Here is a 14,982-nt window from a genome sequence, read left to right on the forward strand (position 1 = left end):
CAACGCCAACAAGGCGTGTGCAAGTCGCTGCGTGCGGCGAGGGGCGCCATCCGCTCCCCTCGCCCCGCGGTCCACCGGTACCTGCACACCATCTCGAGGGAAGTCATGCCCGAGGCCTATATCTACGACGCCATCCGGACCCCGCGCGGCCGCGGGAAGAAGACCGGCGCGCTCCACGGCGTCAAGCCGATCGACCTGGTGGTCGGCCTGATCGACGAGTTGAAGACGCGCAACCCCGACCTGGATCCCAAGACCGTCGACGACATCGTGCTCGGCGTGGTGTCCCCGGTCGGCGACCAAGGCGGCGATATCGCCAAGACCGCGGCGCTGGCCGCAGGACTGCCCGAGACGGTGGCAGGCGTACAGCTCAACCGCTTCTGCGCCTCCGGCCTCGAGGCCGTGAACACCGCCGCCCAGAAGGTCCGTTCGGGGTGGGACCAGCTCGTCATCGCGGGCGGCGTGGAATCCATGTCGCGGCTGCCGCTGGGCGCCGACGGCGGCGCGTGGCCGATGGACCCGGCGACCAACTACAGCACCTACTTCGTGCCGCAGGGCGTGTCGGCGGACTTGATCGCCACCGTCGAAGGCTTCTCCCGCGCCGACGTCGACGCCTACGCGGTCCGCTCCCAGCAGCGCGCCGCCGCCGCCTGGTCGGGCGGATACTTCGCCAAATCCGTTGTGCCGGTGAAGGACATCAACGGCGCGGTGATCCTCGACCATGACGAGCTGATGCGGCCGGACACCACGGTGGAGAGCCTGGCGAGCCTGCCGCCGTCGTTCGCCTTCATGGGCGAACAGGGCGGTTTCGACGCGGTCGCGCTGCAGCGCTACCACTGGGTGGAGAAGATCGACCACGTGCACCACGCCGGCAACTCCTCCGGCATCGTCGACGGGTCCGCGCTGGTGCTCATCGGCAGCGAAGAGGCGGGGCGCCGGGCCGGGCTCACTCCCCGCGCGCGCATCGTCGCGGGTGCGGTCAGCGGCGCGGACAGCACCATCATGCTCACCGGCCCCGTCCCCGCCACCGAGAAGGTGCTCGCCACCGCGGGATTGACGCTCGACGACATCGACTTGTTCGAGCTGAACGAGGCGTTCGCCTCCGTGGTGCTCAACTACCAGAAGAAGCTCGGCATCCCGGACGAGAAGATCAACGTCAACGGCGGCGCCATCGCCATGGGCCACCCACTCGGCGCGACCGGCGCGATGATCACCGGCACCATGGTCGACGAACTGGAGCGGCGCGGCGCCGACCGCGCGCTGATCACCCTGTGCGTCGGCGGCGGCATGGGCATCGCCACCATCATCGAGCGCGTCTGAGCATCCGGAAGTAGTAGAGGCGAAAAGCAATGAGCGACAACATGATTGCCTGGGAACTCGGTGCGGACCGGGTGCTGGTGCTGACCATCGACGATCCCACTCAGGCCACCAACACCATGACCGAGGCGTTCGCCCGGGATCTCACCGCCACCGTGGACCGGCTGGAAGCGGAGAAGGACAGCTACGACGGTGTCATCGTCACCTCCGGCAAGGACTCCTTCTTCGCCGGGGGCGACCTCAACCTGCTGATGAACGCCGGGCCGCAGGACGCGCCCACCATCGCTCTCGGCCTGGACACCTACAAGGCCGCGTTCCGCCGCCTGGAGACCCTCGGCAAGCCGGTGGTGGCCGCCATCAACGGCACCGCGCTCGGCGGCGGCTTCGAGCTCGCGCTCGCCTGCCACCGCAGGATCGCGCTGGACGTCAAGGGCTCGCAGCTCGGCCTGCCCGAAGTGACGCTCGGCGTGCTGCCGGGCGCGGGCGGCGTCACCCGTACCGTGCGGCTGCTCGGCATCACCGGCGCTGTGCTCAACGTGGTCGGCCAAGGGCAACGTATGAAGCCCGCGAAGGCGCTGCAGGTCGGCATCATTCACGAAGTCGTCGCGACCCGCGAGGAACTTTTCGACAACGCCCGCGCGTGGATCAAGGCCAACCCCGACGCGGTCCAGCCGTGGGACGTCAAGGGTTACAAGATCCCCGGCGGCACCCCGGCCAGCCCGTCGTTGGCGGCGAACCTGCCCGCGTTCCCGGCGAACGTGCGCAAGCAACTGAAGGGCGCGCCCATGCCCGCGCCGATCGCCGTGCTGGCCACGGCCGTCGAGGGTGCGCAGGTCGACCTCGACACCGCGTTCAAGATCGAGACCCGGTACTGCACCAACCTCATCTGCGGCCAGATTTCCGCCAACATGATCAAGGCGTTCTTCTTCGACCTGGGCAGCATCAACAAGGGCGGCAGCCGCCCCGAGGGTTACCCGGTGCGCAAACCGGAGAAGGTGCTGGTGCTGGGCGCGGGCATGATGGGCGCGGCGATCGCCTACGTCCAGGCCCAGGCCGGAATGCGGGTGGTGCTCAAGGACGTCACCGTCGAGGCCGCCGAACGCGGCAAGGACTACTCGCGCAAGCTGCTGGACAAGGCGCTGGCCAAGGGCCGGATCACCCAGGACAAGCGCGATCAGGTACTGGACCGCATCCACCCGACCGCCGACCCGGCCGATGCCGCGGGCTGCGATTTCGTCGTCGAGGCCGTGTTCGAAGATCCGGAGCTGAAGAAGAAGGTCTTCGCCGAGATCGAGTCGGTCGTGAACGGCGACGCGCTGCTGGGCTCGAACACCTCGACCCTGCCGATCACCGATCTGGCCACCGGCGTCACCCGGCCGAAGGACTTCATCGGACTGCATTTCTTCTCCCCCGTCGACAAGATGCCGCTGGTGGAGATCATCGTCGGCGCGGAGACGAGCGACGAGGCCATCGCGCGGGCTATCGACTACACCCTCGCCATCAAGAAGACGCCGATCGTCGTCAACGACAGTCGCGGCTTCTTCACCAGCCGCGTCATCGGCCAGTTCATGGACGAGGCCGTCGCCTTGGTCGCCGAGGGCGTGCACCCGGCCACCGTCGAACAGGCCGCCACCCAGGCGGGCTACCCGGTCGGCGCGCTCGCGCTCAACGACGAGATCAATCTCGAGCTCGCGCAGAAGATCCGGCGCTCGCTGCGGGAGAACTTCCTCGCCGAGGGCAAGCGCTGGGTCGACTCCAACGCCTACCCGCTGGTCGACGCCATGGTCGAGGAGTACGACCGACCCGGCCGCTTGGCGGGCCGCGGCTTCTACGAGTACGACGAGCAGGGCAACAAGCTCGGCTTGTGGCCCGGCCTGGTGGAGAAGTACACCAAGGCCGACCACGGCATCCCGTTCCGCGACATGCAGGAGCGCATGCTGTTCTCCGAAGCCATCGACACCGTCCGCTGCTTCGACGAGGGCGTCCTGCGCACCGTCCCCGATGCCAACATCGGTTCCATCTTCGGCATCGGCTTCCCGGCCTGGACCGGCGGCGTGATCCAGTACATCAACCAGTACGAAGGCGGCACGGCCGGTTTCGTGGCACGCGCCGACGAGCTGCGTGCCCGCTACGGTGATCGGTTCGAGGTTCCGGATTCGTTGCGCGCCAAGGCCGCGGCCGGGGAAACCTACGCCTGAGCCCGGAGTGAACGCGGCGGTTCGTGCCCAGCGCAGGGCACGAACCGCCGCGTTTTTCACCTCAGTAGAAGACCGGACCGGGGACGCCCCCACCGTCCGCGACGGCGTCACCCGACGACGCCTCCCCACCGATGGATCTCCCGCACTCCCGGAGCGGGCGAGGCCGACGTGGCGGAGTCGGCGTTTCCCGAGGACACTGGGGAGATAGCACTCGACAAGCCCCAGGAGTACATGCGATGCCAACCAACGGGCCTTTCGGCATCGACCCGGAAGATTTCGAACGCGCACTGCGCGGGGCGGGAACCGAGCTGCGCGACCTGCTCGGGAAAGCAGGCGTATACCTGGACCGCGTAGATCACGCGAGCATCGGTTCACTGGCGTCGCTGCTCGGACAGTTCGTCCAACCGCAGCGGACGCGTCCACCGGAGCCCGAGGGCGACATCACCGGTGAGACCGGCAGCGGGGTATGGGTGATCTACCGCATCGACGACAGCGGCGAGGCCAGGGTGGACCAGGTCTTCCCGAGCGAGCTCGAGGCCTTGCGCGCGCATCGCGACAACACCGATGAGCGCCGGCGGGTGCGGTTCCTGCCGTATGGGGTTCCGGCAAGCGTGCTGGATGCGCCCTGACGACGCCGGCTCGCCGTACGAGTGGGTTGCCGCTCCCGCGGCACACGTGCTGAGCGCGCGGAGAGTCGCTGCGTGCGCCCGGCCGGATCGCTGATTCTCGCGTCATCTCGCCTCGGCATCGGTCAGGTCGCCGGGCGCTGCGGCTCGAGTTCTCGCACAGCGCGGCGAGTCAGCCGTTGCCGTAGACGCGATCCGGCGAGATCAACACCACCGCCCGGCGCTCGGCGGCCATCACCCGGTCGTACTCGTCCCAATCCTCGTGCGTGCCACCGGCCGCGGTGAACACTTCACGCAGCAGAAGACGCAACCGTTCGGCGTCGATGCCTGGAGCCGGGTCGTCGGGGCCGACGATCCACACGGGCCCCTCGGCTGCGAGCCATTCCCATCCGACGCGCACCACGATCGTCGCACGCGGCCGGGCACGCAGATTATCCAATTTGCGCGTACCGCCGCGCACCACCAGACCCACCGCATCCGCCCCGCTCTCGGGGTGTGGCAACACGCCCGCGTTGACCAGAGACGACTGGATCGTGTTATCGGCTCGAAGCGTGGAGACGACGCAGAGTCCATGGTCGCCGGCGATCAGCCGGGCGAAGTCCGCGAGATCGGTCATGCCGAGAGTCTAAGTACGCGAGTCGGCGAAGACCGCCCGGAACAGCGAATCACCTGGTCGGCCGCCGATGCCGGTGGATCGACGTCATTCGCAACGCAGCTGCTTGTCCAAGTGCATCGAGGACACCCGGTAGCCATTGCGGCGGTACAAGGCGATCGCCGCCGCGTTGTCGCCCACCACGTTCAAGCCGAGCCTGGTTCGCCCCTCACCGGCTATCAGTTCCTCCGCGGCGGCGAGGATCGCCGATCCGTAGCCGCGGCGGCGGAACGGCTCGTAGACGTTGATGTCGTACAGCCACGCCGACTCGGCCGTGCCGGTGGTATCCCGGGGGTCCGGGCCGATCCACGCGTTGCCGACGACCTCACCGGCCGCGTTCACGGCGACGACCAGATGATGACCTTCGGTGTCGCGCCCGGCCGGAAGGAACTGGGCCGTGCCGTTCCGCGCCCGCCTCCAAGCCTCTTCCTCTGACATGAATTTGCCGAGTTCGCGTGCCCCCGCCGCCTCGCGGTCCCGCCTAGCCTGCGTGTACTCCGCTTCCGTCATCCTCCGCAGAGTCACCTTCGACGATTCCATGCCGACCATCATCGGCCCGCTACCCGCGCACACAAACGTTTTCAGCTCCGCGGTGCCCGTTCGGGGCGAAACCCTCCGTGGGCCTGCCTGTCGTTATCCACGACTATCGGTGATATCGAACCGCACGCCGGTGTGGAGCAGGTCGGTCGCGGAGAGACCGAACGTGTGCCGGAAGGTGTCACTGAAGTGCGATGGTGAGGCGAATCCCGCCTCGGCGGCGCTGCGGGTCACGTCGTGGCCCGATGCCAGACCGTGGACGGCCCGGCGCAGGCGGGCCCACTGCTGATAACGGCGGAATGTGGTGCCGGTACTGCGCTCGAACAAGCGCAGGAAATGCGAGGTGGACAAGCCGAGCCCGGCGGCGACCTCGTGCGCCCGGTATGCGCGCTCGGGCGCGGTCCGGATGGCTCCGGTCAGGCGGGTGATGCGCGGATCGGCGATGACGTCGGCGTGCAGCGCGGTACGGCGGGCGATCAGTTCGGGCGCGCCACCGTCGCGGCATGCCGCGGCGATCTCGGCTTCCCACCGATGTCCGACGCCGAAATGACCGACGGACCCGCGCATGGCGCCGGACACCGCGCGGCAGGCGGGATCGGCGAACAGCAGCAAGACCCTTCCTTCGGGAGCCAGCACCCGGTGCGGAAGACGCGCAGGCGCGTAGACGCTGCGCACGCGCAGACGGCCGAGGCCGGGAGCTTCGAAGGTCAACGGCGCGTCGACCCCGATATTGAGCACGTCGACCGCGGCGGAATGGTGTTCGACTCGGATGTTGTGGCCGAGGTAGCCGGCGTGGTCCGGCCTGATCCACACCAGCGGCGGCGGTTGACCACCGCACGTTTTCGGAAGTCCGGCGGCGAGCACATCTGCGAGGCTAGCGGCACGGCGCGCAGGCGTCGAACCGCATCGGAAAGAGTGATGATCATGCTCCCTGTTCGCGCCCGTGAGGAAATTCGCGCACGCGCCGACCGCGTCTCCGAGACGGCTGGGGCGCTCCGGGTGTCCGCGGCGACGACGCTGCGCGCGCATGCGCAGTCCGGCTTCCCTGCCCGTGAGCTTCGCCTGTACCGCCCGTGGTACCCGGCATCCGGCTCCGCACTGCCCGAACGGATCTTGCTGAGCGTCAACGAATTCCGCCCGCACCGGTTCCGCGACGTGGTCCCGGTCGCCGTGATCTCGGCCCGATTGGAGCAGCAGGTGCTTCGGACCGACGGTGCGCTCGGCATCGTCACCGCCTATCAGCCGTGGGGCCGGATCACGTACTCGCTGTCCCTGTGGAGCGGCGAAGCGGCGCTCGAGGAGTTCACCGGCAGTCCGGAGCATGTAGCCGTCATGAACACCTACCGCTCACGCGGATACCTGCGCCACATCCACTGGTGGGGGCGGCACCACTCGATCGGCGCGTCGATGGCCGAGGCGCGCCGCCGCCTCGACGCGGGGCAGGGACGACGCGCCGGTGCGCCCCGCGACGAGTGGGCCCGCTGGGACCGGCGGCGCTTGTCCGCCGCGTCCGCGCCGGATGATTCGCTGCGATGAAGGTCCTGGTGCTCGGCGGCTACGGTGCGGTCGGGCGGCATGTGGTCACCGAACTTCGCCGCGGCGGGGCCACCGTGATCGCGGCTGGACGCGATCGCGTCCGCGCGGACGCGGTCGTCGACCTCGGCGACCCGATGCTCACGGGCTATCGCGCGGCGCTGTCCGGAGTCGATGTGGTCGTCAACGCCTCCGGCTCCGAGAATCCGGAATTGGCCGCCGTCGCCGGCGCGGACGGCTGCGCGTTCGTCGACATCACCGCGACGCCGGGCTACGTCGATGCGCTCCGTCGGCGGCCCGCGGCGGCGCCCATCCTGGTCGACGTGGGGCTCGCACCCGGCCTGACCAACCTGCTGGCCATCGCGGTTCATCAGGAGGCGCCAGGGCCGATCGACCTGGCCGTGCTGCTCGGCGCGGGTGAGCGCCACGGCGCTGCCGCCACGGAATGGTCCTACCGCCTGCTGGGCGCGCACTTCCACGAGGACGGCGAGCGCATCCGCAACTACAGCCAACCCGCACGATTCCTGCTACCGGGACACCGCGGGCGGCGGCTGTTGTTCCGGCTGGACTTCTCCGATCAGCACACTCTGCGCCGGGAACTGAATATCCCGGTCCGCACCTACTTCGGACTGGATTCCCGGCCCGCCACTATTGCACTGGCCGTCTTGACCTGGCTGCCGGGAGCAGCGAAAGCCCCACGCGGACTGCATATTCCGGGGACGGACCAGTGGATCGTGCTCGCTCGCGGTCACAACGGCACCACGCGCTGGGCGCGCGGGCGCAACCAGTCCCGCGCCACCGCCCTCGTCGCCGTCGCGGCGACCGAGCGAGCGCGGGGCGCCGCACCGGGCGTACACGCGCTGCACGATGTCCTCGGTCTCTCCGGCCTCTCGACAGACGAAATCGAGATCGGCCACACGACGGTATGACGCGGACCGAATACGAGACCAGCGGCGGAAAGCACCGACGACGAGCAGCACTCTGCCGCCGCGGTGCTTCCCGGCGACCACGCCATGCGACCGACTCCACGGGGAACACGACGGCTGATCGGGCAGCCTCGCACTCCGGCCGTCGCCGCAACCGACACCCGCCTTGTCCATGCCGCGAAGTGGGGACTTACAGCGCCTCGTAGACTGCCGCGACGAGGTCGTGGGCACGGGTGTCACCGTCGAGCCCGTCGCGGCGCAGGGCGGCGTGTCCTGCCGCCGCCCGGCCGTTTCGGCGCGTCCCGGTAACGACGGAGAACTGCGCCGGTCCCGCCGTTGACGGCAAGTGTGAACCGCATCTGGCCGGGTAGTGCCCTCGATATCGCCGCCGCACCGGTTGCTGGGCCGACGCTGGACCGGTCTCGTCTCCTAGGCAGCGAGCACTTGCGAAGACAGAGCAACCCGAAGGTTGGTGCCGTCATGGCGTCGCAGGAACTGGGAGCGCGTCTCCGATCGAGGGTCGCGGCGTGACCGCGCGCGGCTCGTCGCACTCGGTCGTCCACACCGACCGACCGGAGCGGTACGGCAAGCAATTGGTGTCGCACCTGGGGCGGCGCAACGGCGGCGAGTGGTCGTCGGAATCCTCGGCGGGCTGGATCGACCTGGACATAGGCCGAGCGACGGTCACCGCCCGTCCGGGCGAATTGCATCTGCGGATCGATGCGGCTGCCGAGGATCTGCCGCGGCTCGAGGACGTGCTCGCCAGGCACCTCGTCCGTTTCGGCGAGCGCGACCAGCTCGACGTGACCTGGCGGCGCGATCCCGCCACAACGGCCCCGGACGATCCGGCCGGTGATCGCCCGTCGGACAGCTGACGCCCACCGCGAGGAGACCCCCATGACCGGCCACAACGGCGACGAAGAACCGATCACCGACCTCCGATCCGCGCTCCGCAGGTTGGCGCGGCATCCTGGTCAGCTCCTCGAGACCGACCACCCGGTCGACCCGATCGGTGAGCTCGCCGGGGTCTATCGGCGGATCGGGGCGGGCGGCACGGTGCAGCGGCCGACCCGGCTCGGACCGGCGATGATCTTCGACAACGTCACCGGTTACCCCGACGCCCGCGTCTTGGTCGGCTTGATGGCCAGCCGCAAACGCGTGGGCATCCTGCTCGAATCCCCACCCGACCGGCTGACCCAGCGCATGTCCGAAGCCTATGACAAGGCCGTGGGACCGGTCGAGTTCCATGGCGGCGACGCGCCATGCCAGCAGGTGGTCCATCGCGCCGACGATCCCGGCTTCGATCTGCGCAAGGTGCTGCCCGCCCCGACCAACACCGATCAGGACGCGGGGCCGTACTTCTGTCTCGGCCTGGTACTCGGCAGCGATCCCGAGCTCGGCACCGACGTCACGATCCACCGGTTGTGCGTGCAGAGCCGCGACGAGATGACGATCTTCTTCGCTCCGGGACGCCACATCGACGCCTTCCGGCAACGAGCCGAGCAGGCGGGCCGCCGGTTCGAGATCACGGTCAACATGGGCCTCGACCCCGCCATTCACATAGGCGCCGAATTCGAGGCCCCGACGACACCGCTGGGCTACGACGAACTCGCCGTCGCCGGTGGCCTGCGCGGAAAGCCGGTGGAACTGGTTCGCGGGGTCACGGTGGCCGAAAAGGCCATCGCCGCCGCGGAGGTGGTGATCGAGGGCTATATCGTTCCCGGCGAGCGCCAGGCCGAGGACCAGAACACGCACACCGGGCACGCGATGCCGGAATTCCCCGGCTACGACGGCCCGGCCAACCCGGCGCTGCCGGTGATCAAGGTGACCGCGGTGACCACCCGCGAGCGGCCGATCCTGCAGACGCTCGTCGGGCCCGGCGAGGAACACGTGAGCTTGGCCGGTATCCCCACCGAGGCAAGCATCTTCCACGCCTTGCACGACGCGATGCCCGGCTTCGTCACGGAGGTCTACGCCCACAGCGCGGGCGGGGGGAAGTTCCTGGCGATCCTGAAATGCGCCAAGCAAAGCGCCTTCGACGACGGGCGAGCCCGCCAGGCCGCATTGCTGGCCTTCGGGGTGTACTCCGAGCTGAAGAACGTCGTCCTCGTCGACACGGACGTGGACATCTTCGACACCGACGACGTGCTGTGGGCGATGCAGACCCGCATGCAGGGCAATCGGGACATCATCACCGTGCCCGCGGTGGCCGGACACGTGCTCGATCCCAGTCAGCAGCCCGCCTACGACCCGAGCTTGCCGGCCAAGGGCACCACGTCGAAAACCATCTTCGACGCCACCGCGCCCTATCACCTGCGCGCGGAATTCACCCGCGCCCGCTTCCGCGACGTCGACCCCCGCCCGTACGCACCCGACCTGGATCTGGAGTACCCATGACGCCGACGCCCACCGACCGGATCGTCGTCGGAGTGACCGGCGCGACCGGGATCGTCTACGCCGTGCGCGCGCTCGACGTACTGCGCACGGTGGGGATCGAGACCCACCTCGTCGTCACCAAGGCCGCCGACCTCACGCGCGCGTACGAGACCGACCTCACCCGCCGCGACCTCACCGACCGCGCCGATCACGTGTGGGCGCTCTCGGACGTCGGCGCCCCGCTGTCGTCGGGATCGTTCCACACCCGCGGCATGCTGATCGCCCCGGCCTCCATGCGCAGCGTCGGCGAAATCGCCTCCGGCGTCACCTCTTCACTGCTCACCAGGGCCGCCGACGTCACGCTCAAGGAGCGCCGCCCCCTCGTGCTGCTGGCCAGGGAAGCACCGCTCACCCTGATCCACCTGCGCAATATGGTGACGATCACCGAAGCGGGCGGCACGATCATGCCGCCGGTCCCCGCGTACTACTTCCGCCCACGGGGCCTCGAAGACGTCATCGACCACACCGTCGGCCGCGCCTTGGACCAGTTCGGCATCCACACGGACATCTTTCCCCGCTGGGACGACGAGCTGCGGCGCTCGGTGACACGCCCTGGTGAAGACCCGGTTCTCTGATTCGAAAGGAACATTCATGCGACGCAGGACCATGCTCGCCGCGCTGGCCGCAGCGACCGCGACCCCGCTGGTCGCCTCCGCCTGTGACTCGCAGGAGGACAAGGGGTCCGAATCCGGCACCTCGGACACGCTGCGCTTCGATCCCGAGAAGTTCACCACGGAGACCGCGACGGTCACCACTGCCGACGGCGAGCGGAAGATCACCTACCGCCAGTACAAGGGCATCGTCTATGTGGCGAAACCGGTGGACGAGCAATACCAGAGCCTGAACGTCAAGGTTCCGGTCGAGATCGATGGCGCCGCGGTGGACGCGAGTAAGGCGCCGATCCTGCTCAGCAACAACATCGCCGGATACCTGTCGGGCTCGGTGACCGGTACCGGCGGCATGCCCGGCGGCCTTCCGTCCGGGGCGACCCCGCCCAGCGGCACGGCGCCCGGCGGACCGGGCGGGTTCGACGACGGCGGGAACCGAACCAGCAATCCCGACCTCGCGCTGGCAGCTGGTTACGTTGTCGTCGAGGCGGGAGCCCGCGGCCGCGACCTGGTCGCCGCCGACGGCGTCTACTACGGGGTCGCGCCCGCGGCCATCGTGGATCTGAAAGCGGCGGTGCGGTACCTGCGCCACAACAGCGGGCGGGTGCCGGGCAACACCGACTGGATCGTCTCCACCGGTGTCAGCGCGGGCGGAGCGATGTCGGCGCTGCTGGGCGCGTCCGGGGACAGCGACCGCTACGACTCCTACCTCACCGATATCGGTGCGGCCGACGCCTCAGATGCCATCTTCGCCAGCGCCGACTACTGCCCCATCGCCGACCTCGAACACGCCGACATGGCTTACGAATGGAATTGGGGCGGCAATCCGCTGCAGTCCGGTGAACAGGTCGATCGAACGGTGTCGCGCGAACTGGCCGGAGCGTTCCCGGCCTACCAGGCATCGCTGAACCTGCGGGGACGCGACGGGTCGGCGCTCACCGCCGACAACTACGGCGAGCACCTGCTGCGCACCTACCTGCAACCTTCGGCCACCGAGTACCTGAAAGCCCTGCCGGACAGCGACCGCGACTCCTACCTGGCCGCCAACCCGTGGCTGCGCTTCGACAACGGCACCGCGACCTTCACCTGGGCCGACTACCTGACGCATGTCGGCGCGCGCAAGAAGAACGTGCCCGCCTTCGACGCGTTCGACCTGTCCTCCGGGGAGAACAACGAATTCGGCAACGGCACCACCAAGGCACGCCACTTCACCCTCTACAGCCTGCGCCACGCCACCGGCGAGGCGAACGCGCAACTCGACAGCGACCTGCCGGGCAAGCTCGAGTTGATGAACCCGATGTACTTCCTCGACAACCAGACCCCGGGCCGGGCCGAGCACTGGTGGATCCGCGTCGGAACCAAGGATTCCGACACCTCCCTGACCGTCGTCGGCAATCTCGCCGCGAAGCTGGAGAACCTCGGCGCGAATGTCGACGCCGCCATGTATTGGGATGCCGGGCACGGCAGCAACGAAGACGCCGCGGATTTCATCACCTGGATCCGCGGCATCACCGGATACGGCCGTTGACTCGGCCGGGTGGCGCAGCCGGCCCGGAACCTACGGCGGAGTTCCTTTCGGGGCGGGAATGGTGAGCAGACCGAGGAACGCTCGCGCTTCCTCCGCGGTGGGCGCGGGCAGGCTGCCGCGACCGTGAATGAAGCCGATGCCCAGATACACCATCGCACCGGCGCGCAAACGCGCTTCGTCGGGAGCGAAGCCCAACTCCAGCATCGCCTTTCGCACCGTCTCGAAGACCTGCCGATCCAGGGCGCGCACCGTCGCGGCCACCTTCTCGTCGCTTCGCGCCCACTCGCGCACGGTGGCCTCGGTGGCCCAGGTGCCCTGGTCGATGAGATTGGCGGCCATATTGGCGATGCGCTGCTCGACCGGAACGGAGTCGATCGCCCCGAGTGCCCGGATGATCTCGGTTTGCCGCGCGCACCACCGATCGGCCATCGCCTCCATGAGTTGTTCGATGTCGTCGAAATGCCAGTAGAAGCTGCCTTTGGTGACGCCGAGTTCGTGGCACAGCCGCGGAATCCTGATGGCGGAGACGCCTTCACGAGCGAGCAGTGCCAGCGCACCGTCGACCCACGCCTCGTAGGAGAGCCGGGGTGCGCGGCCACGGTGCTGTGCCGCCGCCTTGCGGGAACGCCGCGGCGACGACTCGGTGACGTCCACGCCGGAGGGCCCGCAGGCATCGGCTGCCTGCGGCCGGTCCGCCGTCATCGGCGCTGCCCCGCATCGGTGGAAATCACCTCTCGATCGTAGGTGACCACCCCGCGAGGTTCAGGCGCGGCGACCGTCCGCCGTCCCGGGCTGGCGGCTGCGCCGTCTCCCGCGACGTATCTCCATTCGAAATGGTACCGATAACTATACCCAATGGTATGGTCACCGGCGTGGGTGTGCGCCGAAGGCGCCCCGAGAAGGGTTCGAAGATGAGACAGCGGATCTGCCGCGAGTTCCGCATGGTGTCGGCGCGGGCTTCGCCGGTTCGACCCTGGCCTGCGGCCATGCCGTCGGACCGATCCGCGGGAAATGCAGGCCGTCGGCGCCGCTCCGCATGCGTAGCTGATCGAACCGCCCCGTCTCACGCACTCCTCGGTCGACCAGCCCGAGGGCGTCGGGCAGATCATCACCGATTGGTCGACGCGAACTGGTGGGCTGAGCGGCCCCGCGACCGCATCGAAGAGTAGGAGCACCCATGTCAGTGAAAATTCCGCCTGCGGGCGCGGAGGCCGGCGACCAGCCACCGGTGAAGTGCCCCACCGCGTTCAGGTACTGGGAAGCGCGCCGCACGCCGAGGGTGCGACGGTTCGAGCGTCTCTTCGCGAAAGTCGCCGGGACACAGTTGTTTCCGACCGACGCGCAGGCCGTCGCTTTGTGCGAGGACCTGTTCACCGGTGATCCGGTCGCGGAACGGTTCGTCGCGGAGGTGATGCACGGTGAGATCGGCCCGCAGGCCGGGCGCCGGATGTTGGAAACCGCGCTGGCCGCTGGCATCGACGCCGTGCCGGACGCCCCGGAGTCGATGCGCGCCCTGTTCGAGGAATTCGAGACGGTGCCCGAATGGGTCGTGCCCGAGCTGGTCGAGCAAGGCGCGGCGATCTGGCGGCGGTGGGGAACGATGCTGTTCAGCTTCGCCGGCGCGGAAACACTCGAGATGTACACCGAGGCGGCGGTGGCGACACCGTTGTCGCTGGCCGGTGGGTACGCCGGGGACAGCGCGCTGCGTCGTTTCCTGGAGACCACCCGCTTCTGGATGGACGTCTCCGCGCCCGGTGCGCTGCTGACGCCGGGATCGGCCGGGCGGGCCACGGCGTTGAAGGTCCGCGTCATGCACGTCTCGGTCCGCGCGAAGGTCGCCGGGCATCCGGAATGGGACATGGACCGGTGGGGCCTGCCGATCAGCCAGACCTACCAGATGCTGACCCTGCTCGCCGGCAGCGTCACACCCGGGCTGGGCCTGTGGGCGCTCGGGTACCAGACGACCGCGTCGGAAATCCGGGCGCTGCTGCATTTCCAGAAGTACATGGGATACCTGCTCGGCGTGCGGCTGCGCTGGTATCCGGAAACCGTCCTCGACTCGTTGCGTGTGCTGGCCATGACCATCGCCTCGCGGTCCTACGACGCCGGTCACCACGGCGCGGAACTGATCGAGTCCTATCCGATGGCGTTCGCGCCGCGCGACGGCCATCGCGGTCTCACGAGGCTGCGCGAAGCGTACAACTTCCGCATCAACTCCGTGTACTCCGCGATGTACATGGCGCCCTTCACCCGGCGCCGCTACAACTTGCCCCCGGCCTTTCCCTGGATAGTCATTCCCCTCCTGCGCTTTCCGCTGATCACGGCGATGGAGATCCTGCGTAGAACGCTCCCGCCCTTCGCGCGGGCGCACGAGAAGCTCATGCTCTGGCATCGCGAGAATTGGTACCGCGCTCAGATGCACGGGCGGAATGCGGCTTTCGACGCCAGCGGGGCGCTGCGCCGATGACATCCGCGTCGCGGCGGCCCTCTCACAGAACCGGTACTTCGATGCGCACCGGCTACGCCTTGCACGAGCTGGTCGCCCTGGCCTGAACCGGGCACAACCAGCTCGGTCCAACACCTTGCCAGATTGTTGCCATAATTATCGACAAAACGGTTGTCAC

The 14,982-nt window shown here is 68.7% G+C and carries 14 protein-coding genes; 10 read left to right on the forward strand and 4 right to left on the reverse strand.

What is annotated here, in order from left to right; translation table 11 throughout:
- Positions 1 to 105 precede the first annotated feature (105 nt).
- The 3 genes from ACH49X_RS21850 to ACH49X_RS21860 all read left to right on the forward strand — a co-directional run bounded on the left by ACH49X_RS21850 (position 106) and on the right by ACH49X_RS21860 (position 4,141).
- Complete coding sequence (locus ACH49X_RS21850) at positions 106 to 1,317, forward strand: acetyl-CoA C-acetyltransferase (RefSeq protein ID WP_195081101.1); 1,212 nt, start codon at positions 106 to 108, stop codon at positions 1,315 to 1,317.
- A gap of 29 nt (positions 1,318 to 1,346) precedes the next feature.
- On the forward strand, positions 1,347 to 3,512 hold the full coding sequence (locus ACH49X_RS21855; protein WP_357104842.1) for a 3-hydroxyacyl-CoA dehydrogenase NAD-binding domain-containing protein: 2,166 nt from the start codon (positions 1,347 to 1,349) through the stop codon (positions 3,510 to 3,512).
- Positions 3,513 to 3,748: 236 nt separating this feature from the next.
- On the forward strand, positions 3,749 to 4,141 hold the full coding sequence (locus ACH49X_RS21860; RefSeq protein WP_195044655.1) for a hypothetical protein: 393 nt from the start codon (positions 3,749 to 3,751) through the stop codon (positions 4,139 to 4,141).
- A 169-nt stretch (positions 4,142 to 4,310) separates the two neighbouring features.
- Here the strand turns inward: ACH49X_RS21860 and ACH49X_RS21865 are convergent, their stop codons facing one another.
- From ACH49X_RS21865 to ACH49X_RS21875, 3 genes are all read right to left on the reverse strand, one after another.
- The gene (locus ACH49X_RS21865; RefSeq protein WP_357104839.1) at positions 4,311 to 4,754 is read right to left on the reverse strand and encodes a TIGR03618 family F420-dependent PPOX class oxidoreductase; all 444 of its coding nucleotides are present in this window, start codon (positions 4,752 to 4,754) and stop codon (positions 4,311 to 4,313) included.
- An 84-nt stretch (positions 4,755 to 4,838) separates the two neighbouring features.
- The gene (locus ACH49X_RS21870) at positions 4,839 to 5,300 is read right to left on the reverse strand and encodes a GNAT family N-acetyltransferase (protein ID WP_323124280.1); all 462 of its coding nucleotides are present in this window, start codon (positions 5,298 to 5,300) and stop codon (positions 4,839 to 4,841) included.
- Between the two features lie 123 nt (positions 5,301 to 5,423).
- Positions 5,424 to 6,191 (reverse strand): AraC family transcriptional regulator, encoded by a 768-nt coding sequence (locus tag ACH49X_RS21875; protein WP_357206200.1) that lies wholly within the window; start codon positions 6,189 to 6,191, stop codon positions 5,424 to 5,426.
- A 60-nt stretch (positions 6,192 to 6,251) separates the two neighbouring features.
- Here ACH49X_RS21875 and ACH49X_RS21880 point away from each other — a divergent pair, with 60 nt between their 5' ends.
- From ACH49X_RS21880 to ACH49X_RS21905, 6 genes are all read left to right on the forward strand, one after another.
- The gene (locus ACH49X_RS21880; RefSeq protein ID WP_357104832.1) at positions 6,252 to 6,863 is read left to right on the forward strand and encodes a hypothetical protein; all 612 of its coding nucleotides are present in this window, start codon (positions 6,252 to 6,254) and stop codon (positions 6,861 to 6,863) included.
- The gene (locus tag ACH49X_RS21885; RefSeq protein ID WP_357206202.1) at positions 6,860 to 7,789 is read left to right on the forward strand and encodes a hypothetical protein; all 930 of its coding nucleotides are present in this window, start codon (positions 6,860 to 6,862) and stop codon (positions 7,787 to 7,789) included. The genes ACH49X_RS21880 and ACH49X_RS21885 overlap by 4 nt, the downstream gene beginning before the upstream one ends.
- 524 nt (positions 7,790 to 8,313) lie before the next feature.
- Positions 8,314 to 8,661: a DUF2218 domain-containing protein gene (locus ACH49X_RS21890; RefSeq protein WP_195081094.1), complete on the forward strand. Its 348-nt coding sequence runs from the start codon at positions 8,314 to 8,316 to the stop codon at positions 8,659 to 8,661.
- Positions 8,662 to 8,683: 22 nt separating this feature from the next.
- On the forward strand, positions 8,684 to 10,183 hold the full coding sequence (locus tag ACH49X_RS21895; RefSeq protein ID WP_195081093.1) for a UbiD family decarboxylase: 1,500 nt from the start codon (positions 8,684 to 8,686) through the stop codon (positions 10,181 to 10,183).
- On the forward strand, positions 10,180 to 10,797 hold the full coding sequence (locus ACH49X_RS21900) for a UbiX family flavin prenyltransferase (protein ID WP_357206204.1): 618 nt from the start codon (positions 10,180 to 10,182) through the stop codon (positions 10,795 to 10,797). Before ACH49X_RS21895 ends, ACH49X_RS21900 begins: the two co-directional genes overlap by 4 nt.
- Before the next feature lie 16 nt (positions 10,798 to 10,813).
- Positions 10,814 to 12,358, forward strand: coding sequence for a subtype B tannase (locus ACH49X_RS21905; RefSeq protein ID WP_357206205.1), 1,545 nt, complete (start codon positions 10,814 to 10,816; stop codon positions 12,356 to 12,358).
- Between the two features lie 30 nt (positions 12,359 to 12,388).
- Here the strand turns inward: ACH49X_RS21905 and ACH49X_RS21910 are convergent, their stop codons facing one another.
- Positions 12,389 to 13,060 carry a TetR/AcrR family transcriptional regulator gene (locus ACH49X_RS21910; protein WP_357104820.1) on the reverse strand — a complete coding sequence of 224 codons (672 nt, stop codon included), beginning with the start codon at positions 13,058 to 13,060 and terminating at the stop codon, positions 12,389 to 12,391.
- A gap of 475 nt (positions 13,061 to 13,535) precedes the next feature.
- On the opposite strand from ACH49X_RS21910, the gene ACH49X_RS21915 reads away from it, so the two are divergent.
- Positions 13,536 to 14,825, forward strand: a complete 1,290-nt coding sequence (locus ACH49X_RS21915) for an oxygenase MpaB family protein (protein WP_357206207.1) — start codon at positions 13,536 to 13,538, stop codon at positions 14,823 to 14,825.
- Positions 14,826 to 14,982: the final 157 nt, after the last annotated feature.

The sequence above is a fragment of the Nocardia sp. NPDC019323 genome, from assembly GCF_044389845.1.
In the GTDB taxonomy this organism is placed as follows: domain Bacteria; phylum Actinomycetota; class Actinomycetes; order Mycobacteriales; family Mycobacteriaceae; genus Nocardia; species Nocardia implantans.